The following is a 21,792-nucleotide window of genomic DNA, read 5'->3' as shown; positions in this document are numbered from 1 at the left end:
ATGTAGCTTCCTCTCAATATCCTAAAAAACTAGTGGCAGCACTAGCTTGAGCAGTCCCCCACATGACACTTTATCTTTAGTACTAAACTGTATATATTTCGACGAATATAGAACTTATAGCTAAATCATGATGGAAATCGAAGAAGTAGCCAAATCGCTCAAAGAGCTGGGACACCCAACCCGCTTGTTGATCTACAAAAAAGTAGTCAAAGCTGGCCTACCGGGTATTCCTGTAGGCAACATCCAGGAGCAGTTAGATATCCCCGGATCAACCCTTTCCCACCATATTTCCAGTCTGATTTCGGCGGGATTGATCTTCCAGCGGCGTGAGAGCCGAACCCTGTTCTGCGTAGCCGAATATCAGCACTTAACTGAGGTTATTCAGTTTTTACAAGATGAATGCTGTCACGATGATTTCAATACACCGATAAAGTGTCCTGATATCAAGTGTGCGGTACCGGATCAGCACTGAACAATGTCGCTCCTGCTTTGGGCGACCTCTATCGATGACGTCCGAACTTTCCTCTATTCACCCCGATAGGTACATGTAGGCCCTAAATTCTGCATTAGGTACCGCTAGAATGACCATTCACAGCAATAGCCAGCTTTAGTTGGCTCCCTTCCCTTGATACCTTTCTTAGATACCTCGGAAATAACTCGAACACACCTTTACTTAACACTAATATTTCCATTATTCTAGAAATATCATATCATTTGAGTTGTGTACCCCAGCATACAAAGGCCAGAGGAAACCATGAAAAAGAGCCATCCAAACGCCATTCAGGCAGCCAATGAAGCGGTAGAGTGGGGGCTTGCCCATGGCTTGGCTTTCAAATCTAGTCGTGGCTCAGCGAGCCATGTGCCTTTTAGCCTTACCCCAAGTACTATCGCCCTGGAACGGTTTGAGACGTTAAAGAAAGCAGTACCCCTATTGGGAAAGCTGATCCATCAAGTCTCAGAAGATCACCAATTTCTTCACGAAGCTATCAGGCCTGTTGCACATGGAGACCCGTTTTTCGGTGCCTTACTCGCCATGCATGGTCAAATAAAAAATGCGCCCCGCCTCCCCCTCCTGATTATGAGAAGTGACTTTATGGACGATGTGAGCCAAGGACCAAAGCTCATTGAGTTCAATGGAATCGCAGCAGGAATGGGGCCCTTCGGGCAGCGTATTTACGAGTTGCACCAATTCATCCGCTGGCAAAGTCCTGAGACCTATTCCGATTGGTCCAATAATTCGAACGGCCAACCTATAGAGAACCCAGCAATTGAGAGACTTTCCCAAGGCCTTGCGAATGCGACAAGAGCCATCAAAAGCGAATTTGGAGATGGTGGCAACCCAACATTTCTAATGGTGATACAGGAATATGAAGACAATGTTTTCGACCAACACCTTCTTGAATATGCCTTAGCTGAAAAAGGCATACGTACGGTACGAAAGACCTTTCGCGAACTCAAAGCGGGCCTGGTAACAGGCCCCAACAATAGGCTCCTGCTGCAAGGAATAGGCCCTGTAGATTGCGTGTATTTACGAGCCGGCTACAACTACTGTGATTATGTCGCCAAAGACCTGGATAGCGAGCGCTGCTGTGAAACACTGATGCAATCGCGAATTTTGCTTGAGAGCCATCGGATCGCAATTAATGCAACCGTAAGCCAACAACTGGCTACCAGCAAGCGTGTACAAATGATCCTTTCGTCCATGTCAGTAGAAATGCTAACCGGATTCAATGTATCCCAGGATGAAGCGGTTTTAATCAAGTCATTACTTGGCGAGATGCAACCAATTTCATCAGAGACGATAGAATGGTTCAGTCAGCAGAACGCCTCTAAGTGGGTGCTCAAAAATCAGGGAGAAGGCGGCGGGCACTGTGTCTTTGGTCAGGATATCAAGCTGAAACTCAAACAGCTCTCAGTAGACGAATACCCTGCCTGGGCACTAATGCCACGCTTGAGCCCGCCCCCTAGAAACAACCCCGCCCTGGTAGTCAGAGACTCTGAATTATATTTAGTAGGCGATTTAATCAGTGAAATAGGTATGTTTACTATTCATTTCAATGGTCAACCAGCTACTTCAGAGCAAGGTTTTGCAGGCTACTTAGTTCGGAGTAAATCCTCTCAGGAAATGGAGGGTGGCGTGCACAGTGGCAAGGGCGTTTTAGATTCACTGATATCCAGTGTCGCCTGACAACATCACAAGCGATCCGTAAAAGGGATCTCTTGGCACCATAAATCACACTTCAAAGCTAATGAAAACACACTGACAAAATTCATTATTTCTATATTTCTGATACTAACAAATTAAATTAAGGAGCTAAAACAATGCCCCCAGAGTTCGTATCCATGCTAGAAGAAGCTCTCTCTATGTTTGCTTTTCTTGCAGTTGAGCTGACAGTATTATTTTTAGCTATCAGTTACCTCGTTGGTGTATTGCAGCAGTACATTACACCGGAAAAAATCCAAGCGACCCTAAGCTCACACAATGGCCGAGGCTACGTAATAGCCGCATTACTTGGCTCCATTACACCTTTCTGTTCATGCTCTACTATTCCATTTTTGAAGGGACTACTTCGCGCCCGCGCTGGTTTCGGACCAATGATGGTGTTCCTATTCTCCAGCCCTCTACTTAATCCGGTTGTTATTGGCTTGTTGATCTTTACATTTGGTCTCAACGTAGCGATTTTTTATTTCACTCTAGCGATGACTGTGTCAATTTCTGCGGGATTTGCACTGGAAAAATTTGGATTCGAGCGTTTTGTTCGCGATGGTGTCTACCGAGACACAAATAGTAAAAATCCCCCTTCACCCAGTGAGAACAAAGGGAGAGCCAATAATTTGGCATTTAATAATGGAGTCTTGGCTACAACTGGCGCAACCAATACAGCAACAATATCTTCTCTATCATCAGCTGCAAAAACTGGAGAAACTACATCCTGCTGTATCAATACTCCGGCAAATAGCTGTGATTCTGAGGGAGGAGTAGAAACCCAGAAACTAAATCGCTGGATCATTATTTGGAATTCCACCTGGATAGATTTTAAAAAAACACTCCCCTATTTACTGCTCGGTATTTCTCTGGGATCATTCATTTACGGATTTGTTCCTACTGATTTGATCGTAACCTACGCAGGAGAAAACAAGTGGTACGCGATTCCAATTGCAGCTGTAATCGGTATTCCACTCTATATACGTGCCTCTGCTGTTATCCCTCTGAGTGCTGGTTTGGTGCAAAAGGGCATGGCTCTCGGATCGGTAATGGCACTAATTATCGGCAGTGCTGGCGCCAGCCTGACAGAAGTTATCCTCTTAAGGTCCATCTTTAAAACCCAGATGATCGCAGCATTTTTAGTGGTTGTTTTAGGTATGGCTATCACAGCGGGTTACCTGTACACCCTTCTGTTTTAATTCCAGGTATTTTGGAGGTAGAGACTTATGAACAAGATACACGACGCGATTATCATTGGCGCAGGGCCTATTGGAATTACTGCCGCTGTACAGCTCTTGTCGAGAAAACTGAAGCCCTTGGTTTTAGAGAAAGGCATATCGGCCGGCAGCGCCATGCTGGATTGGGGCCATGTTCGGGTTTTTACACTCTGACCTTATATCATTGATAAAGCAGTTGCTAACCTCCTTGATATGAATGGCTGGGTATATCCAAATAGGGAATACTTACCTACAGGCCGTGAAATAGTGGACGAGTATTTAGGTCCATCAGCCAAAACTTTGGAGCTAATTAATAAAAGTACTCTTATTTTATTTAGCTCCATAAAATTAATTGGAGATGATTTCCTTAATCAATTTATGGTGATAGATTTAGAGATGAAAGCTGGGGAGTGTTTGATCTTTTCTTCATTGAACTTACATGCTTCCCATTCCAATACCAGCGATAATAGTAGAAGGTTCTCCTTTGTAGGAAGATGCACTGCCAACCACATAAAGGTAGCCCCCTACGGAAAAGGTTTATATTCAACCTAAGAGGGACTTGTCGAATATGATACCCCTAAAATCGACACTTTTCAGGTTTTCGGCAATGATACCTACGGTTACAACGAAATCCTTAAAGAATAAACGTTCATTTAAAGCTTTGTCAGGTTTTGGGTATATGCTTGTCGTACCACCGGAAAAGATACGGCGAGCTTTGCCAACATCCGCACCAATATTTTATTTAGCAAGGAATTTGAGCTTATAATCCGCCTAACAATTTCTGTCTTTCGAATCGTCGCCGCGCCTATTTTACGCCTTTCATCGGAATAACTATCTACTGTGCCGTTTATAATCGCATCAACTGCAGCTATCGCATCGGCAATACCCAGATTCATACCCTTGCCACCTACGGGAGAATGGCAGTGAGCGGCGTCTCCGACTAAAAGTACGCGCTGGGAGCGATAACTCTTCGCCTGCCGAATTGAAATTTGAAAACTACCGGAGCGATGGATATTCTTAATTTTTAGCGGCACATCTAGTGCTCCCAACGCATCTGGCTGGGTAGCAACTACTCTTAAACGCTGTTTACCCATAGGTAAAGTAATTGTAAATTGATTGCCGGGCCGCTGAATATCCACGCTAACTAAATCGGGATCACACTCTCCTTCTATATCTACATCAGCGACTCCCCAAGGTTCCGGCAAATCTGTACCAGAAAATGGAATACTCAGTTTCTCACGAATTGTTGAATGAACTCCGTCAGCAGCAATTAACCAGTCAAAGCATTCGACACTGCCGTCAGACAGGGTAACTACCACCCGGTGATCACTAGAATCCACTTCAGTAGCAGCCACGCCATATTCAACTGAAACGCCTTGCTCAAGTAAAGCATCTCGCAAAATTTCCTCGGTGCGATTTTGCGGCAGCCCAAAGCCCACATACTCTTTATACGCATCGCCCCGGTTATCCAAAAATAACAACGGCCTACCCGCTTGAAGATATTGAACTTTGCAGAGTCGCATCGCCTCAGAGACCAAGTTATCTGAAACGCCCACCTTAAGAAGGCGCCTGATGGTGCAGGGAAAAATACCGACTGCCCGAGAGAGTTCACTGGGCTTGGTTCGGCGTTCAACTATTCGGCATTTGATTCCATAGAAAGACAAAGCACAAGCTGCCGCCAACCCCGTTGGGCCCGCACCAACCACTAACACCCGGTCTATATGGCTCACTGGTAGTGTTGCACTCTGTCGTTGAACTCACTTCTATTGTAGAAGCCCGGGAAAAAGCAAGGCACGGCCATCATAGAAGTAAACACACCTGCTGTGATAAAATCGCAATTTCAGGGCACCCCTCATATGATCGACCTCAGTATTTTACCCGCCTTCTTGATCGCAGCGATTGTTCTAGCGGCCTCCCCTGGTCCTGACTTACTGTTAATATCTGCTTACTCTTCGGCTCGCGGATTTACTGCTGGAGTAATGATCTCGCTGGGCATTTTTACTGCTGGGATAGTGCAAACGGCGCTAGTTGCTCTCGGACTCGGACATATCATGCAGACGATGCCTCTGGTGGCAATGGTAGTAAAACTGGTGGGAGCCGTATATTTAGCTTGGCTTGGCTTGGATTGTCACTCCTTCGCAATTGGCGTTCAAATAAAGTGGCACAAAATAACCAACCAGATACCGTGGCACTGTCGGCAGCACAGCTGATGGCCCGAGGCTTGCTCAACAACCTAATGAACCCCAAAGCCCTACTTTTCTTTAGCCTTTTCCTGCCTCAATTTACCGTGTCATCCCAGGCAATCACGCCCCAAATTCTTGTATTGGGCATACTCTTGAGCATTACAGCGTTGGCTTTTAACACCCTGGTATCCCTATCGTTTAGCAAGCTGGGAAAATCTCTTGCTACACAGGCCAATATTCAGCGGCACCTGGATGGTTTTCTTGGAGTTATTTTCCTCGGCTTGGCCTCTCGCCTGGCTTTTGACCGCTGATTTTTTATAGTTTTATGGACGACAGGAAGCTTTCTGTGAAAATATAGCAGCAGTCAAAGTACTTTCAGCAGTCCAGCGGAGAGCTCAATGCGAATAGCGGTCCTGTCTGACATCCATAGCAATGTTTATGCCCTCGATGCCATTGTTGCTGATCTAAAAAAGAGAGGCGCCGATCTAACGGTGAACCTGGGTGATATTTTATATGGCCCTATTGCGCCACGACTCACCTATGAACGCTTAATGGAGCAAGGTTACACGACAATTCGCGGTAATCAGGACCGGCAAATATATGAAGCCACATCTACCGAAATAGAAAGCAACCCAACCCTGCAATTTATTCTGAAAGACCTTGGTGTTAAACCACTATTATGGATGAAGCAGTTACCACCCAGCTTACAAATCACCGATGAAGTCTTTCTTTGCCATGGAACACCCAGTAGTGACCTCATATATCTGCTGGAAGATACCAGCAGCGGCCGCTCCCAGATACGTTCCAACCATGAAATCCTTAACCTCGTTGGAAAGATTTCCTCAAAAGTCATTCTATGTGGGCATACACATCAACCTCGCTGTGTCTCTGTCGGTAGTGGCCAGCTGGTCGTAAATCCAGGCAGCGTTGGGCTACCGGCTTACACTGACAGTGAACCGCAACCCCATATAATGGAAACCTTTAGCCCCCATGCGAGTTACGCCCTGATAGAGAGAAGCAAAAATGGAGCCTGGAGCGCAGAATTTTTTAAGGTAAGTTATGATACAGATAAAGCTGTTCAAGCTGCTATTGCGCAAGGGAGAGATGACTGGGGTTTCTATCTGTCAACCGGACGAGCTAGCTAGGTAAGTCAGCTTACATAGGACATTGAATCAAAAGGAAAGTCGCCAAATGGAAGATTATCGCCCTTGGGATATGGAACTAAATACCTTCCTAATGTTGCTTCATCTAAGTCAATTGGCTTGGGTCGTGATTCCTGGTGCTGGTTTTGTTTTACCCATTATTATGTGGGCGACAACAAGGGACCGCTCTCAAGAAATTGACAAACACGGCAAGATGATATTCAACTGGATGTTAAGCCTACTTATCTATTCTATTATTTCCGCCATACTGATATTTTTTATTATCGGTATTTTTGGACTGATTGCACTAGCAATAATCAATGTAATATTTATTGTGATTGGAGCAATCCGGGCCAATGAAGGCCAATTTTGGCGCTACCCACTCAGTATTCGATTTTTTGGTTAAATAGTTAACCGTTTTTTTCAGATGGAAAATCGGGAGAGCACCTCCCGATTTCCCTTGGCTATAAGCCAGTAATCTCTACAATTACTTTCAGCAAATTAGCGCCGATTAGTAGTAACCAGAGATATCATCGGTGATAGGACCGAGAGCACGGTAAGCGTTAGAAATGTCTACGCCGTTTGAGCGCTCACCACAGGCCAAGCCACCACACTCGTACCAGTCAGGATCAGAGAACCAATCGTACTGGGTAACGTTTTCGCCGTATTTCCAAGGGTAAGCCATGATGGTAGAGAACTTGTTATCTACACCGTGACCCATACCGTAAGAGTAAACGCCACCAGAGGTATCACCCTGCTTGGTTGAGTGAAGCAGACCCATATTGTGGCCCAGCTCGTGAACGAAGGTGTTATAACCACAGTCAACGCCAGTTACGCTGTAAGCACGCTCTTTTGCGCTGGAGTACATGGTGCCATTGCTACCCTGTCCAACCCAGGCAATACCACAGGTGATGTAGGTGTTGCCGTCGATTACAGTTTCTTCAGCTTTACCCAGGAAAACCACCATATCCGCCTTTTCAGAGGAACGCCAGTCATTCACAGTGTCGTGGAAGGTAATCAGGTCCAGGGTTTCTTCGTTAACACGGAGATCGGAGCTGGTAGCTTGCCAGGTGTCTACCAGGTTCAACTGGATATCAATACCATTCCTTGAAAAGGAATTGTTCGCATAGCTGATATAGCTATCGATCTTGGCTGAGATATCACCGGTATACTCCGCAGCTGGTGCAGTGTACATAATAGCGATATCGACGGTATCGGCACTCGCAGCGCCAGAAACAGTCAGTGCTGCAATAGCAGCGGCCAGGCTTTTCTTCAGGTTCATTATAAGACTCCTTTTATTATAATAAGTAGTGCACACTCCTCCCCCAGCAATTAATTAAAATTGCTGCCCAAAGGAGTAACAATACGCTTTTAATACCCTGACTCGATTAAAAAACTATCCCTAGTCTTTTAACCGCCTGAGGAGACTAGCCCCCGGTATCTGCAGGATTTACTTGGGCCTTCCTTTGCCTGATTATTAATTCAAAGCATAATTACTTTGAATCAATTTCTTCTTATTTGAAGTCGTTTAGCGGTAAATCGTCATCCGACCAGGTCTTTTCACGAGGTGCTTCCGAGGACATATCCTTATCGTGTTTCTCTACGTGGTTTTTAATTAATGCACCATTAGGCGCTATCCACGCATAACTACCCTGACCTTCCATAGTGTATGACCCGGAAGGTAAGTTTAGCTGTGCATAAACAGAGTTTGCTCCGAGAGTAAAAGTTACGCCATGCAGGCGAGTCATCCCCGGGAGATTTAATTGTACGCTTTTGTTGCCACTGGCATGCTCTTCGATACTGCCAACCTGAGCATCGTAATCACCTTCAATACCTGGCAAGTCAATGTCGACGTAATCACCAACAGTGAGATTCCGGAGCATATCAATATCCAGCTCGAGATAGGTTTCACCATTGAGATCTACGGGTAGGCGACCATTTTCATGAAGAGCTTCCCTAGCCAGCTCTGACTCAACCCAAAGTGCTTTTTCTTCATCACTTTCGAGGAGTTCTTCTTCACCCACCTGAACCTCCTCAGGTTTAAGCGGCTCTGCTTTTTGAGCAGACTTACTGATAGCTGGCTTGGGTTTTTCTAGCTCAGCGACTGGTTTTTGACCTTCAGATTGGCTTTTGGCCCAAACGAAATACCCTGCTGCCACTGCAATGGCGACGAGAGGAATTATTTTTCTCACAAGCTTTTCTCTCAAAATAATGCTACGTGCAACGGCAAAGCACGTCCTATCGACAGCTTAACCAGCCTTACCTCATGTTGGCATCTTTACGATTCTTAACATTCGATATTTAGTTGAGACGATCGATCCTAATTATCACGCAGCTTTTTTTTGGGAAATTTTTCACATAATTTTCATAAAAACTGAACAGAATCTAAATTATTTTTCAAAACTGTGGGGAACGTCGGAATTAAAGCAGACATGCTTCACGAAAACCCTTTTTGCACCAAATTAGTTCAAGCCAAGTACCTGTGGTGAGATTCCCCCAAATACGAGCAGGAATCACCTGCAAAAAACCAAAAAAATAAGTTTCACAAGAAACAAATTTGATAGATTTTTAAGCAGAATCAACAATTTCAGCGTGCGAAAGACAATAGAAGAAAAAAGTGAGAGCTCAAAATTTCTCTTCAATTTTGGAATGGAATTTTCTGGTAGAAAAAAGTGAATATAAGGACAAACTGGAAAATCGTAACTAGGCAGGCAATTCAGACAATCTGTTTATTCTTGATTGGGGAGAGATAAAGCTGTACGCAATAACTGCAGCGTACAGCAATTAATTGGCTAAAGGTGACACCGTTACTCAACTCGATAGCGCAACAACACCAAATTATCCAGGACTATGTTTTTTGACCAGATAAATTTAGCACCACTGCCATAAAACTGTTTCCGAAAATTCATATACGCCGCTTTATTGTCCACACCTATCTGCTGCTCCGTGTATTCTGTCGCATAAGGCCAAGAAAGATAGCGATCGTCGACTTTCCAATTTTTCGGAATATCCCAGTGCAGAGAATAGACTTGTGCACCTGGTTTTGGGGACCTCTCAGCACAATCCGAGGAGGTTCGCTCTTCTCCCCGCTCTTTCAAGCACCCCAAATCATAAATAGGTGCTGTATAAAAAGTTTGTGCATGCCACTTTGAATTTGTCTTGGTACCGTCTGAAAAGCTGGCAATAAAGCCACCGTCACCGGCGTGGGTGCGGACACCTCTGTTACTCTCTGTGCCTTCTCCTAAGTTCTCCTCCCAGTCAACCGCTTTTACAGCGATATCGTAGGGCCTCTTCACCCTGAACTTAACCACACTGGAGTTAAACGGCGTAAATGGAACCGGATCAACAGCAACTAACTTGCCATTGATATATAGCTCAAAATAATTGTCGGCAAAGATATAACCGGTAACCACCTCACCTTCTTTGTCGATATCGACCACCGGTACCTTTGTAAGATCCATATCCTCCAATGAGGATGGAGTGACCCCAGAGCACTGGTTATAGAGATCCGCAGCAAAGTACCGCTTGCTGTAATTCACTTCAGCCGGAACGGTAAAGGCTTTGCCCTCTACCTGCTTCTCCCCCATTGGCGACAACCGGGAGCGACCGGAAGCACAGGAAAACAGGTTCTCCGTTTCTACTTTGGCAGAACCCTCAGCCACCGCCCCATTGCTCGAGTAAGGGTTTTCCAGAGACCAGGCATTTGCCGTAATCGATATAAGGCCCAGAAAGGCCGCCTGATATCGTTTTCCCATCGTTCCAACCTCCTTTCGAGAGACAGCTTTAGCCGGAAGTGCACCAAGCTGTAGCCCTATTAACCTGAGAAGCTGCAAGATTAATGATTTACAAAGTAATCAAAATGCACTTTTCACCTTCTAAATAGAAAGCTAACACAGTAAGAGAGTAATAGTTGCCGGGGTCAACAATTCTTAACCCTGTAGCCGAGGCAGTTTTAAGATTATTTACACGGGAGGGGTACAACAGAGGGAGGTTAACGGCACCCGGCCTTAAGCAGATCGAGTGCCGTTTAAGAAGGGCATTAAGCGGGCTTGGTTCGCACCCACTTATGATCAAAGAAACCGCTGACAAAGCCTGCCAACACAATAGCCATCAACAGTAGCCATATCAGCTTTTCCGGCTTATCACTGGGAGTCGGCTCTGCAACCTGCTCCAGCTTCTGGCCACTGACCTGTTGCGCGGCATTGGCGCTGCTAACCTGAGGGTTATCCAATGCCTGGGCATTGGCCAGGGCCGCGAGGCCGAACCCTAGAGCCTGCTGATTGACGAATTCCTTGAACTTGTCATTGTCGGTAGCCACATCAAACTGATTTGCCAGCTCGGTGTAGGTCTCTACCATTTTCTCCAGGGTTTCAGGCTTCGCATCCCAATATCCCTTGCGCACCGCTTCCAGCATTCGCTCCAACATCTGGGCCAGGGCCTCGGCATTGTGCTCTTCGAAGAATTCGCGCATGTCCATTTCATATTTGTCATCCACGTAGACTTCAAACATTTCCTGCCACTGATCGTCGCGAATGGTTTCCGGGGTCATTACTTCCCAGCCCCACATATTGTTGACGCGATCCAGGATAGCAGTAGCGCCTGCGTAGCCGGAATCCTGCATCGCCTCAATCCAGCGGGGGTGGAAATAACGGCTGCGCATTTCCTGGTTAACGAACTCCGCAAGGGTTTGCGCTTTTACGTTATCTTTGCGACGCAAATTGGAAACATACATTTCCGGCGTTGCGCCATCCAGATTGCGAACCGCCAGACCAATACCGCCAAAGTATTGGAAGGGATCGTCATTGGTCATCATGGCGTAGAGGTTGGTGGAGCGGGAAAAAATCACCCCATCGGTGCCAGACAACACCTTGCCGTACAGCTCAACACTGCGCTGATCCTCGCTCCAGCGGGATTCATCTTTGCCATAGGCAAAGCCCATACGGCGCATATAGAGGTCAGCGAGCTTGTCATCCCCCTCCCAACTGTCAGAGGCCAGACTGGCGGCGGCAAGGCCCGTTCCATAGTTGCCGCTTTCATTGGAGAAGATACGCACCGATGACAAATAGCGAGCATCCTCTTCATTGTTGCCGTCTTCCAGCAGCTGCTGTTGCAATGCCTGGCTGTGGCGGTAGACAAAGTTATTGTCTTCTTTCATCTGCGCCACTTTATCGATGGCTTCTGCCAACCACAGCATCACGTTGGGGAAAGCATCCCGATAAAGGCCTGTCGCAGAGATTACGACATCAATACGCGGGCGCTTTAATTCCGAATAGGGAATAACTTCTGTACCGGTAACATTGCCCTGCTGGTTCCACTTTGGTTTTAGGCCCAGGGCGTGCAGGATCTGGGCTTCCAGGGCTCCCTGGTGGCGCATGGTTTCAAGGGACCACAGGGAGAATGCCAACTTGTCCGGGAAGCGGCCGTGCTTTGCATGGTAGTCAGCAATGGTCTGGTCCATCAGCTGTACACCAGCTTCATAGGCTTCCTTCGACGGCACCTTAGCCGGGTTAAAGCCAATCAGGTTGCGGCCGGTGGGCACCGCCTGTGGGTTGCGAATCGGGTCACCCCCATGGCTTACAGGAATGTAGTTACCATCGAGTGCCGACATCAGGTTTTCCAGCTCGGCAATTTTGGCAAAGTTATCGGAGTATTCCCGGGCCTGATCCAACTGGGCCTGCAAGGGCTCAGGAACCTGCTCCAGCTCACCGCCCTCTAGGAAGGTATCCAGCAACTGGAACCCCGCCTGCGCTTCCAAAGCCACAACATTGCGCTCGTCCCGGGTTTGCTCTTCCGGCAAACGCAACCCGTGCTCCGCCTCATATTCATCCGCTGCAGTGATAAACCCTTCACCCAACATTTGCAGCATGGTGCTGGTGAGGTGTTCGGTTTTGGGCAGCTGACCAAAACGATGGATGCCCAGCGGCTGGCTCATCTCTGCCAATTGACCCAAATGATCCTGCAAGCGGCTCAGTTGGCCATCAAAATCCGCACTTAAGGCTTCAGCACTGATTTCCAGATCCTTGAGCATATTGAGCTCTTCGGCCAGACCGATAATACGCTCTTGGGTATTGGCCCGGGTCTGCCCCTCAGACAATACCAGGTAATTGCCAATTAACTCGGACAACTCAGCCACTTCCGCATATAGGCCCGCTTTCGCAAAGCCTGGGGTCAAGTGGCTGATCATGGTGGCACGGCCACGGCGCTTGGCCTGCATAGCTTCTCCCACATTATCGATAATGTAGGGGTAGAACACCGGGATATTTCCCAGGGCCAAACTAGGTGCATCGTAAACCGACAGGCCCCGCTCTTTGCCACTGAGCCACTCCTGGGAGCCATGGGTTCCCAGGTGAATATAGGCATCGGCACCAAAGGTTTCCCGCGCATAGAGGTAAACCGCCAGGTAGGCGTGGTTCACCGGGGTTTTCATATCGTGGTAGAGGGAAGAGTGATCCTTGGCATTGTCCGCGCGAACGCCTTGCGGCAACACAATCAAATTGCCGAGGGTCATCCGGGGAATAACAAATGCAGGCTCGCCGTTATGTTCGGCCAACATGGCATTGTCTTCCGGCTTGCCCCAACGCTCTACAATAGGATCCCGCACAGTTGCAGGCAGTTGGTCAAACCAGGCTTGATAGGTGGTCAGCGGCATCCAATCAGCCAGCCCTTTATCGATCAAGGCTACGCTGTCTTCGCGACGATAATAGGGGCGCAACAACTGCCCGGCCCAATCGATAAGGGTTTTTGAATCCCTGATATGTACCTCATAGCCTCTTTCGCGCATTGCCTGGGCAATCGACTCAATCGAGCTGGGTACATCCAGGAAAGCCGCACCGATATTTTTTTCCCCGGGCGGGTAGTTCCAAATAAACGTTGCCACCTTTTTATTGGTGTTGCTTTGATAAGCGAGGGAGGCATGATTCCAGGCGCGCTCAATCAAGGCCTGCATCTGTACATCCATCACTTCTTTATTGCCGTCTTTATTAGCAGCGATAATCACCGGATCGATGCTGCCAGTATCTTCTGGCATTACCAGGAAGAATGGTGTCAGGGATGGAGATACACCGCTATTATCAGCAAAATATTCTTCTTCACTGCCCTCGGTGTAATTGAGTGCATGAATAACCGGCACTCCCAACTTCTCAAATTCAGCGCGACGTTTGCTGACATAGTGCAGGGAGCGGTAATTAATCATCAAGTCGACACGGGTATTGCCGCTATCAGTTTGCAATAAGTCCGGATAGGAAAGCGGCAAGTCTTCACCTTCAAAGAAGAAGGCAAAAGCTTTGGCACCTTTAGACTCAAGACCATCCAACAGGGTATCGACAACCTGCTGCTGTTCATAATCCACCACGGAGCGATGGATGGCCACGGCAATCACTGGTTGCTGCTCAGCGGGCTTTAACCAGTCAAAGAAAAATTCCTCTTTGTCGGTGACAAGCTGCTCCAGGCGGGGATGATAAAAACCCACCTTGGGTACGATTATCGGTGCCGGTACTGAGCCACTGGAAAGGTCAAATACCTCTGCCGACAAAAACTGCATCATATGCCGGTAGTTATTGCGGCCCGCATTATTAAAATAAGCGGCTATCGCCCGATGCTCGGACTCTGCCAACCCCTGGTTCATGGACTTATTATCTGCATCCCCCAGGGAAATCACCGGAACTTGCGGATGCTTGGCCAGCAGTGGCTGGAACTTGCCAAACATAAAAGCAGAAAGCGCCGGGTTGATGCCATCCAGCATTATCAGTTCAGCGGAAGACCAGGCCAGGTCAATTTCCTCATCGCTCTTACCTTTGCTGTTAAAGATCTCCAGCTCAAAGGGTTGGTCTGCAGAGAGATCAGTCAGCAATGTACCTTTTGCCTTGGCCGTGTGGCTCGACATCATCAAGAGTACTTTGGGTTTATCGCTGGCCTGGGCAAAGGTTGCAAAAGCCAAGCTCATCAACAGGCACATAAAACGTGCCCACAGTTTATTACGCACCACTAATTCCCCCCCGAAGCTTTTTCACCGGCTGGAGTATCTTTACCTTCCCCTTCCGGTACATAAACCAGGCTGCCATCGGCCATCTGGTAAGCCACTCCCGCACGGGTGCCCTCCCCTGAGCCAATTTCCCCGGTGGATTTGTATTGTTTGATTTCCTTACCGTCCTTGACGATCACTTCCATATTGGGTTCGCCGGCATTTTTAATCACCGTGACCTTTTCATTGGAAAAAACGTTCAAGGGATTTTGCGCAATGGCAATCAGCAGCGCGGCGATAATGACCAGAAACACATCGATCAGGTTCACCGCACTCAGAATAGGATTCAGTTCTTCATCTTCGTCGAGGAAGCGCATCAGTCGGCCTCCTTCAGCTTGCGGATATTGATCAGCTCAGAGGCAAACCAGCGTTTTTTCACTGAGGCGGGCCAGAAGGTAATTGTGGAGATTACCAAGCCCCAGATCACAGCGGCGAAAGCAATAATCAGGTTTTCACTAATTCCCTGGATATTGCCATCGGCCAGCGCGCGAAGTGCCGGCCCCATAGGAATCATGGTGGCAATCAAACCCAACATGGGCGCGATCCGGGTAGCCATGCGAAGAAGTTCCAGTTTTCTCAACGCAAAAACTTCCAATTCGTCGTCACATGCCAAAGGGTTATTCACGTAAAAGTTGTGTACTTGGTAGCCCGGCAGGCGCTCAATCCGACCTTGCTTCAATGCCAACCGATAGGCTCCTGCATTTTTGCGGCGAAGCATCCACAGTGAAATAAAGCGCCCGGCGGCATAAAGCGAGTAGATAAAAAGTACCAGAATCGCCAGTAATACTGGGGCCATAAACAGGTCGGCCACATCCGCCATTAAGGTCTCAATTGATTGAATATTCACTGCAAGCCTCCCAAGCCCCACTATTGATGCCGTTCACAAATTTGAGCGGAAAGTACCCAAAGAAACTTTTAAGGTCAAATTTAATCTAATTGATATTGATTCGCATTTACCTTTACATTTTAATAAGTATCCATATAATCTCGCTCCGAACTGGTCGACAAGACCAAGCGAAAGGGCAACCAGAGACCCTTAACGAGCAGACCGAATCAACGACATCAAGGAATTCACCATGAAACGTCGCCCACTAGCAGCAGCCATTTTGGGCTTAGCCTCCGCCTCAAACCTGTACGCAGAGACCCCGACCTCTCCGTCCAGCAATGAACTCGAGCTGATCGTCGTCAGCGGGCGCGCAGAAAAACCCCTGAAAGACGTTGCGGGCAGCGTTTCCGTGGTGACCAATGAAGAAATTGAGCAGCTTCAGCTCAACGACATGAACCAGCTGTTCCAATACGAGCCCGGCGTTGAAGTAACCGGCGAGGCTGGCGGCGCGCAGAATATTCTGGTGCGCGGCATGGGCGGTGACCGTGTACTGATTATCAAAGACGGTATGCGGGTGAACGAGGGTTATGGCGCCAATGGCCAAAACGACATTATTGGTCGCGGCTTTATTGAAGTGGACACCCTAAAGCAGGTTGAAGTTGCCAAAGGCGCAGCCTCCTCCCTATACGGTTCAGACGCCCTCGCCGGTATCGTAGTATTCACCACCAAAGATGCTTCCGACTACCTGGAAGATGGCGAACACTTTGGCGGTTCTATCAAGAGAGGCTATAGCGGCATTAGCAACCAGCATAATGCTTCCCCTACCCTCGCCCTGCGCACCGGCAATTTTGAGCAGTTACTGCACACCACCTTCCGAGACGGTGAAGAACAGCAGAACTACGACGAAACCCAGGACCCCTTCGAGATTGAATCGAAGAGCATCTTGTACAAAGGTAAGTACAACCTGGGTGGCGAAGACTTTATCAGCTTCAGCATCGACCACTGGAACCAGGAGACTGTCGGCGACAGTGCCGATGGCCTGCTGTATTACTTCCGCGGACTGGCCGACTACGGCTACAACATCGTCGCTGAACAATCTGTTTCCGACAAAGAGACCACTGCATACCAGCTCCGCTACCACAGCGAGACTCCAACTGCGATTTACGACCAGGTAAATATCAGCTTGTACAACAACAAGTCTGAACAGGAAGATGAGCAGTACGGGCAACTGGACATCAACGCCCCCATGTTCGGTGTGATCGAAATCCGCGATATGTGGGAAACCGGCCTCTACCGCCAGGACACTATCGGCCTGCTGTCCAACGCCAGTAAAACCCTGAATGAGACCCACACCCTGGGTTACGGCCTGGACCTGGAGCAAACCGAGAGCGAACGTACCGTTCACCAATACCGTGAAGTTGCGGGTAGCTCCACCCTGGACTCCACCACCGAGAAATTCCCAGAAAACGAAGTGGCGCGCGCCGGCCTGTTTATCAATGACGAAATGTCATTCGCCAATGGCCAGCTGACCGTTACCCCGGGCCTGCGCTACGACTGGTACGAAATGGACCCCAACGGTGCATTGAAGTCAGATGACACTCCATTTGCCACCATTGAAGAAAGCAATGTTTCCTTCAACCTTGGCGCGCTGTACCGAATCAATTCGACACTGTCCGCCTTTGCCCAATACGGACAGGGCTTTAAAGTGCCGGCCTACGATTTAGCCTATATCGAGCACTACCTGCAGCCGACCTCCAGCTACATCTACGAGGTTCTGCCCGCCGACGATCTGTCACCAGAAACAAGTGACACCTTCGAACTCGGCCTGCGCGGGCACCTGGGCCCTGTAGCTTTCAGTACTGCAGCGTTTTATACCGAATACGATGATTTCCTGGAAACCACTTTAATTCACCAAGAATCTGTAAATGGTGATGACGGCAGTTTCTCCCATGTATTTGAACAGTACCAGTACCAGAACATCGAATCTGTCACCATCAAAGGTATAGAGGCGAGCGCCAGCTGGTACCTGTCTCCAACAATCGAGTTGTTTGCAAATGCCAGCTACCAGCGCGGCGAAAACGACACCACCGGTGAATACCTAACTAGCATCAGCCCACTTTCTGGCGTGGTCGGTGCAAGCTACAGCGGAGCCAAACTCTCCAGCCAGGTACTGGTGCGCTGGGCAGACCGCATGGAAAAAGTGAACGACGGCGCTACTGAAACTGCCGGTTATGGCACTGTAGACTGGACCATGGGTTATCAGGTAATGGACTCCATGTCTGTGAACTTGGCGGTTAACAACCTGATGGATAAATACTACGTTCCCTACCTGAATGTCGCAGGCTGGGATGAAGGTAGCGATCTTTCTGTCAATGCGGCGCCGGGGCGTACTTTCTCTGCGTCAATCAGATACGATTTTTAATTAACGAGTTTTACACTCTCCTATCTCGCAAATAAGTCCCTTGATGGCCGTACTCCCATACGGCCTTTTTTTATTTTGCGGCGTCAAAAAATACAATTAATCCGTGTAAATCTTCTCCATCATTTCTTTCACTTCCGCCTGGTATAGCCGCAACGCTTTTAACAGCTCAAGTCTGAACAGCGGCATATAAAGCAAGTACACTAGCTGATAAATTGGGTTCGCAGAGTGCATTTTGAAATAACACTGTCTCTCCCAGTGACTTGCCCCACCCTTCATTTCGGTAATGGTGTAACTGAAATGGCCCGTGATGTGTTTAGTAATTGGTAAAAATAATAGAACCAGCGCACCACCGTAAATCGTCTTCCCCTCCCAGGAAATTTTGTTGGGCCGCTCATAATTTATTAATTGATGCTTCATTACGTGGTAGCCAGTAATCCCCCAATATTTTTCGATCGCCACGCTACCTACAGTAGACTTATCGCCCCCCAGATTGTATTCCGCAAATAAAGTGTTCGGATATTTGCTTTCCCAATTTCGCAGGTCTACCACATAATCAAACAAGGCTTCGGGCGGGGCTTGTATAATGGCAGCATTTTTGTAGAAATAGGACTTGTCTTTAAAATACAGCACCAGGCAAATCAACACATACAGAATAATTACCGCATATATGATGTCTAGTATCATCAACTGCCTCCACTACTAAAAAACTTAATACTGGCACTGATATAAATGAACTAGAAAGTCACAAGCCTAATTATAGAAGAATAAAAAAAAGCCATAGATTTACGGCACGAATTCAAAATAAATAAAGATAACAATCAATTTGAGAGAGGCGATTAAATGATCGCAGAAGTGGATATAAATTTCATGGCTAATCGGTCTGCAAATACCGCCACCCGGCGCGGCTGGGCCCGGCTTGGAGGGAACAACATTTGAAGCGGTACCGGCGGTGGAGTGTACTCTTCTAACAGGTGAACCAGCCTGCCCGCCTGAATATCCGGCCCTACATCCAGTTCTGATTTTAAAATAATGCCACTTCCCTTCAGGCACCACTGGCGAGCCAGCTCCCCGTCATTGGTCACCCGGTCGCCGCGTACCACCACAGTTTGCTCACTCCCCGATCCATCGCGGCCATCGAGAAAGCGCCAGTGGTTATCCAGATTTTCACCGAAACGCATTACCAGACAGTTGTGCCCCTTCAGGTCCTCGGGCTTTTGTGGAGTACCTCGCTCTTGTAAATATCTGGGAGAAGCGCAGAGGATGCGCTGCTTTTGGCTCAGGGTCCTGACCCGAAGTGAACTGTCGGTGATTGCGCCGAAACGCAAGGCTATATCAATACCCTGACCAACAATGTCCACATAACCATCAGACAACAGCAATTCAATAGAAATAGCCGGGTGATCCAGTAAGAAGCGGTCAATTTCCGGGGCCACAATCGCCCGCCCCAAGTCACAGGGGGCACTTACGCGAATGCCACCTGACAGGGTCTGCGCTCCTGATCGAATACGGCTTTCAAGGTCATCCACTTCACCCAGAATCTGTTTAGCACCCTCAATCAGGGTGCGCCCTTCCTCTGTCAGGCTAATTGCCCGGGTTGTTCGATTCAGTAACACCACACCGAAGTGCGACTCCAATGCCGCAAGGCGCTCGGAAACCCTGCTGGAAGATAGGCCCGAGTCCCGCGCTGCGGCGACCAGACTACCTTTATCAACAATTTGCAGGAACAACTTGAGATTATCTATCAGCATTGATCGGAAATATCGAATATTGATTTCTATTAATAGCAGTTTATCCGGTAAATCAAAGCAACCACAATACCCCTATCGCAGTAAATACTGCACAGTCACAAACTTACACTAGGGAGTTTCGGTATGAATAACAGTATTCGCATCGGACACATTGCGCTCTCTTTCCACGAGGCCAGCGCTCGGGAAGTCGCCAAGGTTCTCGAGGCTCACGGCCACCAAACCAGCTTCAAGTCCGCCCCCCATGAGGCGGCCTTCGAGCTGTTAAAAAACGGGGAAATCGACCTTTTAACTTCGGCCTGGCTGCCCTCCAGCCACGAGGTCTACCTGAATCCCCTGCTGGACCAGGTAGAAAAAGTGACCGTGCTGTATGAGCCCTACTGTATCTGGGGCGTGCCGGATTATGTGCCCGAAAATGCAATTGCCAGCGTTGATGACCTACTCAGCGAACCCGCCCTCACCCATATGGATCGCCTGATCCAGGGAATCAATCCCGGTGCCGGTATTAGCCGCTTTTCCGCTGAAATGATCCAGGCCTATGGCCTCGATAAGGCAGGTTACGAATTCCGACCGGGAACAGAAGCGGACTGCTTCAACCGTTTTGAAGACGCCGTAGCGCAGGAGCGCTGGGTAGTGATCCCCTTGTGGCACCCGCAATTTCTCCACAACCGCTACACCATCCGCGCACTAAAAGAGCCCAAAGGGCTTCTCGGCACTCAAGATGAAGCAACGCTCATCGTGCGCAAAGATGCCAAACAGAAAATTGGCAGCGCCGCCCTGGCTGCACTGTCCCAGCTTTATATCGGCAACAAAAAACTCAGCGCCTTGGAAGATGCGCTGCGCAAACAAGCCAAAAACTAAGACACCGTAAAATTTAAGGAAGTCGCAATGAAGTCCCCGAAAATACTATTTGCCGCACTGGCTCTTGCAGGTGTTGGCAGCTTAGCCTCCAGCGTCTCTCACGCAGCTGAAGCGAAGTCACTGCAAACAGTCACTGAATTCAGCGAGTCCCGCGCTGCCGGTGTCACTGTCACCCCCAATGGCCGGGTACTGGTCAGCATGCACCCACTGGATGCGCCAAAACTAAAAGTACTCGAGGTAATGGCCAACGGCTCCAAGCAACCCTTTCCCAATCGAGATTGGGCGGATGGGTCTGAGCAGGGTGAAGTGGGTTTTGGATCAGTAATTGGCATTCACTCTGACAGCAAAGGCATCGTCTGGATTTTGGATATGGGCGGTGAAAATACACCCGTCCAACTTGTCGCCTGGGACAGTGTCAACAATAAACTGCACCAACAGATTGAAATTTCCAAGCCAGCATTAGTGGAAAATTCATTTCCGCAGGATTTTGCCTTGGATGAAAAGCGCCAAAAAATCTACATCGCCGATATGTCCTTCGGTAATTTTAACGGCGCGACCAAACCGGCAATTATTGTCGTCGACCTGAAAACCGGTCACTCCCGGCGCGTACTGGAAAGCGCTAATGAATTTATGCCGCCAAAGCGAGATCTCATCATCGGCGGAGTTTTGCTAGCGGCTAAAACTGAAGGTGATACGAATAAAAGCCTGCACTTTGGTCTCAACCCCATTGCCCTGGACGACAAGGCTGAATGGCTCTACTTTGGCAGCCTCAGCGGCGATAAAATCTTCCGCCTTCCTGCGGCACAGTTGGCGGACGCCGATATTTCCGAGAGTAAACTAACCGCACAAATTGAAGAATTTGGCCCCAAAAACCCCAGTGATGGCATTGCAATGGCACCGGAAGGTGGCGTGCTGGTTACCGACCTGCAGAATAACGCCATTGGACTGACCACCCAGGGCAATTACCAAATCCTGTTACAGGACAAACAGCTCTCTTGGCCTGACAGCCTCGCTATTAGCAATGGCTGGGTATATATAACCCAGGACCAACTTCACCAGCATCCTGCTTTCAGTTCTGGCCTTGGTAATGCCAAGCCACCCTACAAGCTGATGCGCTTCCGCTACACTCCATAAACTCCCTCTCACCGCCAGGAGATAGTTGCCCTGGCG

At 48.4% G+C, this 21,792-nt stretch carries 21 protein-coding genes; 12 read left to right on the top strand and 9 right to left on the bottom strand.

What is annotated here, in order from left to right; genetic code table 11:
- Window positions 1-127 precede the first annotated feature (127 nt).
- From ACJJIM_RS06420 to ACJJIM_RS06400, 5 genes are all read left to right on the top strand, one after another.
- Window positions 128-472, top strand: coding sequence for an ArsR/SmtB family transcription factor (locus ACJJIM_RS06420; protein WP_413665278.1), 345 nt, complete (start codon window positions 128-130; stop codon window positions 470-472).
- Window positions 473-754: 282 nt separating this feature from the next.
- The gene (locus ACJJIM_RS06415; RefSeq protein WP_444912712.1) at window positions 755-2,188 is read left to right on the top strand and encodes a hypothetical protein; all 1,434 of its coding nucleotides are present in this window, start codon (window positions 755-757) and stop codon (window positions 2,186-2,188) included.
- 134 nt (window positions 2,189-2,322) lie between these two features.
- A complete protein-coding gene (locus tag ACJJIM_RS06410; protein WP_444912711.1) occupies window positions 2,323-3,405 on the top strand; it encodes a permease in 1,083 nt (360 codons plus the stop codon).
- Between the two features lie 27 nt (window positions 3,406-3,432).
- Window positions 3,433-3,597 (top strand): NAD(P)-binding domain-containing protein, encoded by a 165-nt coding sequence (locus ACJJIM_RS06405; RefSeq protein WP_444912710.1) that lies wholly within the window; start codon window positions 3,433-3,435, stop codon window positions 3,595-3,597.
- 39 nt (window positions 3,598-3,636) lie between these two features.
- Complete coding sequence (locus tag ACJJIM_RS06400) at window positions 3,637-3,975, top strand: phytanoyl-CoA dioxygenase family protein (RefSeq protein ID WP_444912709.1); 339 nt, start codon at window positions 3,637-3,639, stop codon at window positions 3,973-3,975.
- A gap of 101 nt (window positions 3,976-4,076) precedes the next feature.
- Here the strand turns inward: ACJJIM_RS06400 and ACJJIM_RS06395 are convergent, their stop codons facing one another.
- On the bottom strand, window positions 4,077-5,153 hold the full coding sequence (locus ACJJIM_RS06395) for an FAD-dependent oxidoreductase (RefSeq protein ID WP_413665273.1): 1,077 nt from the start codon (window positions 5,151-5,153) through the stop codon (window positions 4,077-4,079).
- Between the two features lie 126 nt (window positions 5,154-5,279).
- Between ACJJIM_RS06395 and ACJJIM_RS06390 the strand changes: the two genes are divergently transcribed.
- From ACJJIM_RS06390 to ACJJIM_RS06375, 4 genes are all read left to right on the top strand, one after another.
- Window positions 5,280-5,633: a LysE family translocator gene (locus ACJJIM_RS06390; protein ID WP_413665272.1), complete on the top strand. Its 354-nt coding sequence runs from the start codon at window positions 5,280-5,282 to the stop codon at window positions 5,631-5,633.
- Window positions 5,534-5,917, top strand: coding sequence for a LysE family translocator (locus ACJJIM_RS06385; RefSeq protein WP_444912708.1), 384 nt, complete (start codon window positions 5,534-5,536; stop codon window positions 5,915-5,917). The genes ACJJIM_RS06390 and ACJJIM_RS06385 overlap by 100 nt, the downstream gene beginning before the upstream one ends.
- 87 nt (window positions 5,918-6,004) lie before the next feature.
- Window positions 6,005-6,751 carry a metallophosphoesterase family protein gene (locus ACJJIM_RS06380; protein WP_444912707.1) on the top strand — a complete coding sequence of 249 codons (747 nt, stop codon included), beginning with the start codon at window positions 6,005-6,007 and terminating at the stop codon, window positions 6,749-6,751.
- 46 nt (window positions 6,752-6,797) lie between these two features.
- Window positions 6,798-7,154, top strand: coding sequence for a DUF4870 domain-containing protein (locus tag ACJJIM_RS06375; protein ID WP_413665269.1), 357 nt, complete (start codon window positions 6,798-6,800; stop codon window positions 7,152-7,154).
- 105 nt (window positions 7,155-7,259) lie between these two features.
- Here ACJJIM_RS06375 and ACJJIM_RS06370 read toward each other — a convergent pair whose 3' ends face one another.
- From ACJJIM_RS06370 to ACJJIM_RS06345, 6 genes are all read right to left on the bottom strand, one after another.
- Window positions 7,260-8,030: a zinc-dependent metalloprotease family protein gene (locus tag ACJJIM_RS06370; protein WP_413665268.1), complete on the bottom strand. Its 771-nt coding sequence runs from the start codon at window positions 8,028-8,030 to the stop codon at window positions 7,260-7,262.
- Window positions 8,031-8,262: 232 nt separating this feature from the next.
- Window positions 8,263-8,940, bottom strand: coding sequence for a hypothetical protein (locus tag ACJJIM_RS06365; protein ID WP_413665267.1), 678 nt, complete (start codon window positions 8,938-8,940; stop codon window positions 8,263-8,265).
- Window positions 8,941-9,555: 615 nt separating this feature from the next.
- Window positions 9,556-10,503 (bottom strand): hypothetical protein, encoded by a 948-nt coding sequence (locus ACJJIM_RS06360; protein ID WP_444912706.1) that lies wholly within the window; start codon window positions 10,501-10,503, stop codon window positions 9,556-9,558.
- 284 nt (window positions 10,504-10,787) lie between these two features.
- A complete protein-coding gene (cobN, locus tag ACJJIM_RS06355; protein ID WP_444912705.1) occupies window positions 10,788-14,729 on the bottom strand; it encodes a cobaltochelatase subunit CobN in 3,942 nt (1,313 codons plus the stop codon).
- 2 nt (window positions 14,730-14,731) lie between these two features.
- Window positions 14,732-15,085, bottom strand: coding sequence for a DUF2149 domain-containing protein (locus ACJJIM_RS06350; protein ID WP_444912704.1), 354 nt, complete (start codon window positions 15,083-15,085; stop codon window positions 14,732-14,734).
- Entirely contained in the window at window positions 15,085-15,615 is a 531-nt protein-coding gene (locus ACJJIM_RS06345; RefSeq protein WP_444912703.1) for a MotA/TolQ/ExbB proton channel family protein, read from the bottom strand. Before ACJJIM_RS06345 ends, ACJJIM_RS06350 begins: the two co-directional genes overlap by 1 nt.
- A gap of 229 nt (window positions 15,616-15,844) precedes the next feature.
- On the opposite strand from ACJJIM_RS06345, the gene ACJJIM_RS06340 reads away from it, so the two are divergent.
- Window positions 15,845-18,016, top strand: coding sequence for a TonB-dependent hemoglobin/transferrin/lactoferrin family receptor (locus ACJJIM_RS06340; protein WP_444912702.1), 2,172 nt, complete (start codon window positions 15,845-15,847; stop codon window positions 18,014-18,016).
- 96 nt (window positions 18,017-18,112) lie between these two features.
- Here the strand turns inward: ACJJIM_RS06340 and ACJJIM_RS06335 are convergent, their stop codons facing one another.
- Both ACJJIM_RS06335 and ACJJIM_RS06330 read right to left on the bottom strand, forming a co-directional pair.
- Entirely contained in the window at window positions 18,113-18,646 is a 534-nt protein-coding gene (locus ACJJIM_RS06335) for an SRPBCC family protein (protein WP_413665261.1), read from the bottom strand.
- Window positions 18,647-18,852: 206 nt separating this feature from the next.
- Entirely contained in the window at window positions 18,853-19,764 is a 912-nt protein-coding gene (locus ACJJIM_RS06330) for a LysR family transcriptional regulator (RefSeq protein WP_444912701.1), read from the bottom strand.
- Window positions 19,765-19,887: 123 nt separating this feature from the next.
- On the opposite strand from ACJJIM_RS06330, the gene ACJJIM_RS06325 reads away from it, so the two are divergent.
- Window positions 19,888-20,622 (top strand): glycine betaine ABC transporter substrate-binding protein, encoded by a 735-nt coding sequence (locus ACJJIM_RS06325; RefSeq protein WP_444912700.1) that lies wholly within the window; start codon window positions 19,888-19,890, stop codon window positions 20,620-20,622.
- A 27-nt stretch (window positions 20,623-20,649) separates the two neighbouring features.
- Window positions 20,650-21,756, top strand: coding sequence for an L-dopachrome tautomerase-related protein (locus tag ACJJIM_RS06320; protein WP_444912699.1), 1,107 nt, complete (start codon window positions 20,650-20,652; stop codon window positions 21,754-21,756).
- Window positions 21,757-21,792 lie beyond the last annotated feature (36 nt).

The sequence above is a fragment of the Microbulbifer maximicatervae (SeqCode) genome, from assembly GCF_052467615.1.
The sequence above is the reverse complement of the archived record's forward strand: the minus strand, read 5'-3'. Positions and strand labels throughout refer to the sequence as shown.

Bases quoted from the DNA above. Each gene is read 5' to 3' on its own strand.
- ACJJIM_RS06360 (WP_444912706.1), bottom strand. From the start codon at position 10,503: ATGGGAAAACGATATCAGGCGGCCTTTCTGGGCCTTATATCGATTACG.
- ACJJIM_RS06400 (WP_444912709.1), top strand. From the start codon at position 3,637: ATGAATGGCTGGGTATATCCAAATAGGGAATACTTACCTACAGGCCGT.
- ACJJIM_RS06330 (WP_444912701.1), bottom strand. From the start codon at position 19,764: ATGCTGATAGATAATCTCAAGTTGTTCCTGCAAATTGTTGATAAAGGT.
- ACJJIM_RS06420 (WP_413665278.1), top strand. From the start codon at position 128: ATGATGGAAATCGAAGAAGTAGCCAAATCGCTCAAAGAGCTGGGACAC.
- ACJJIM_RS06320 (WP_444912699.1), top strand. From the start codon at position 20,650: ATGAAGTCCCCGAAAATACTATTTGCCGCACTGGCTCTTGCAGGTGTT.
- ACJJIM_RS06375 (WP_413665269.1), top strand. From the start codon at position 6,798: ATGGAAGATTATCGCCCTTGGGATATGGAACTAAATACCTTCCTAATG.
- ACJJIM_RS06390 (WP_413665272.1), top strand. From the start codon at position 5,280: ATGATCGACCTCAGTATTTTACCCGCCTTCTTGATCGCAGCGATTGTT.
- ACJJIM_RS06415 (WP_444912712.1), top strand. From the start codon at position 755: ATGAAAAAGAGCCATCCAAACGCCATTCAGGCAGCCAATGAAGCGGTA.
- ACJJIM_RS06410 (WP_444912711.1), top strand. From the start codon at position 2,323: ATGCCCCCAGAGTTCGTATCCATGCTAGAAGAAGCTCTCTCTATGTTT.
- ACJJIM_RS06370 (WP_413665268.1), bottom strand. From the start codon at position 8,030: ATGAACCTGAAGAAAAGCCTGGCCGCTGCTATTGCAGCACTGACTGTT.
- ACJJIM_RS06405 (WP_444912710.1), top strand. From the start codon at position 3,433: ATGAACAAGATACACGACGCGATTATCATTGGCGCAGGGCCTATTGGA.
- ACJJIM_RS06380 (WP_444912707.1), top strand. From the start codon at position 6,005: ATGCGAATAGCGGTCCTGTCTGACATCCATAGCAATGTTTATGCCCTC.
- ACJJIM_RS06350 (WP_444912704.1), bottom strand. From the start codon at position 15,085: ATGCGCTTCCTCGACGAAGATGAAGAACTGAATCCTATTCTGAGTGCG.
- ACJJIM_RS06340 (WP_444912702.1), top strand. From the start codon at position 15,845: ATGAAACGTCGCCCACTAGCAGCAGCCATTTTGGGCTTAGCCTCCGCC.
- ACJJIM_RS06325 (WP_444912700.1), top strand. From the start codon at position 19,888: ATGAATAACAGTATTCGCATCGGACACATTGCGCTCTCTTTCCACGAG.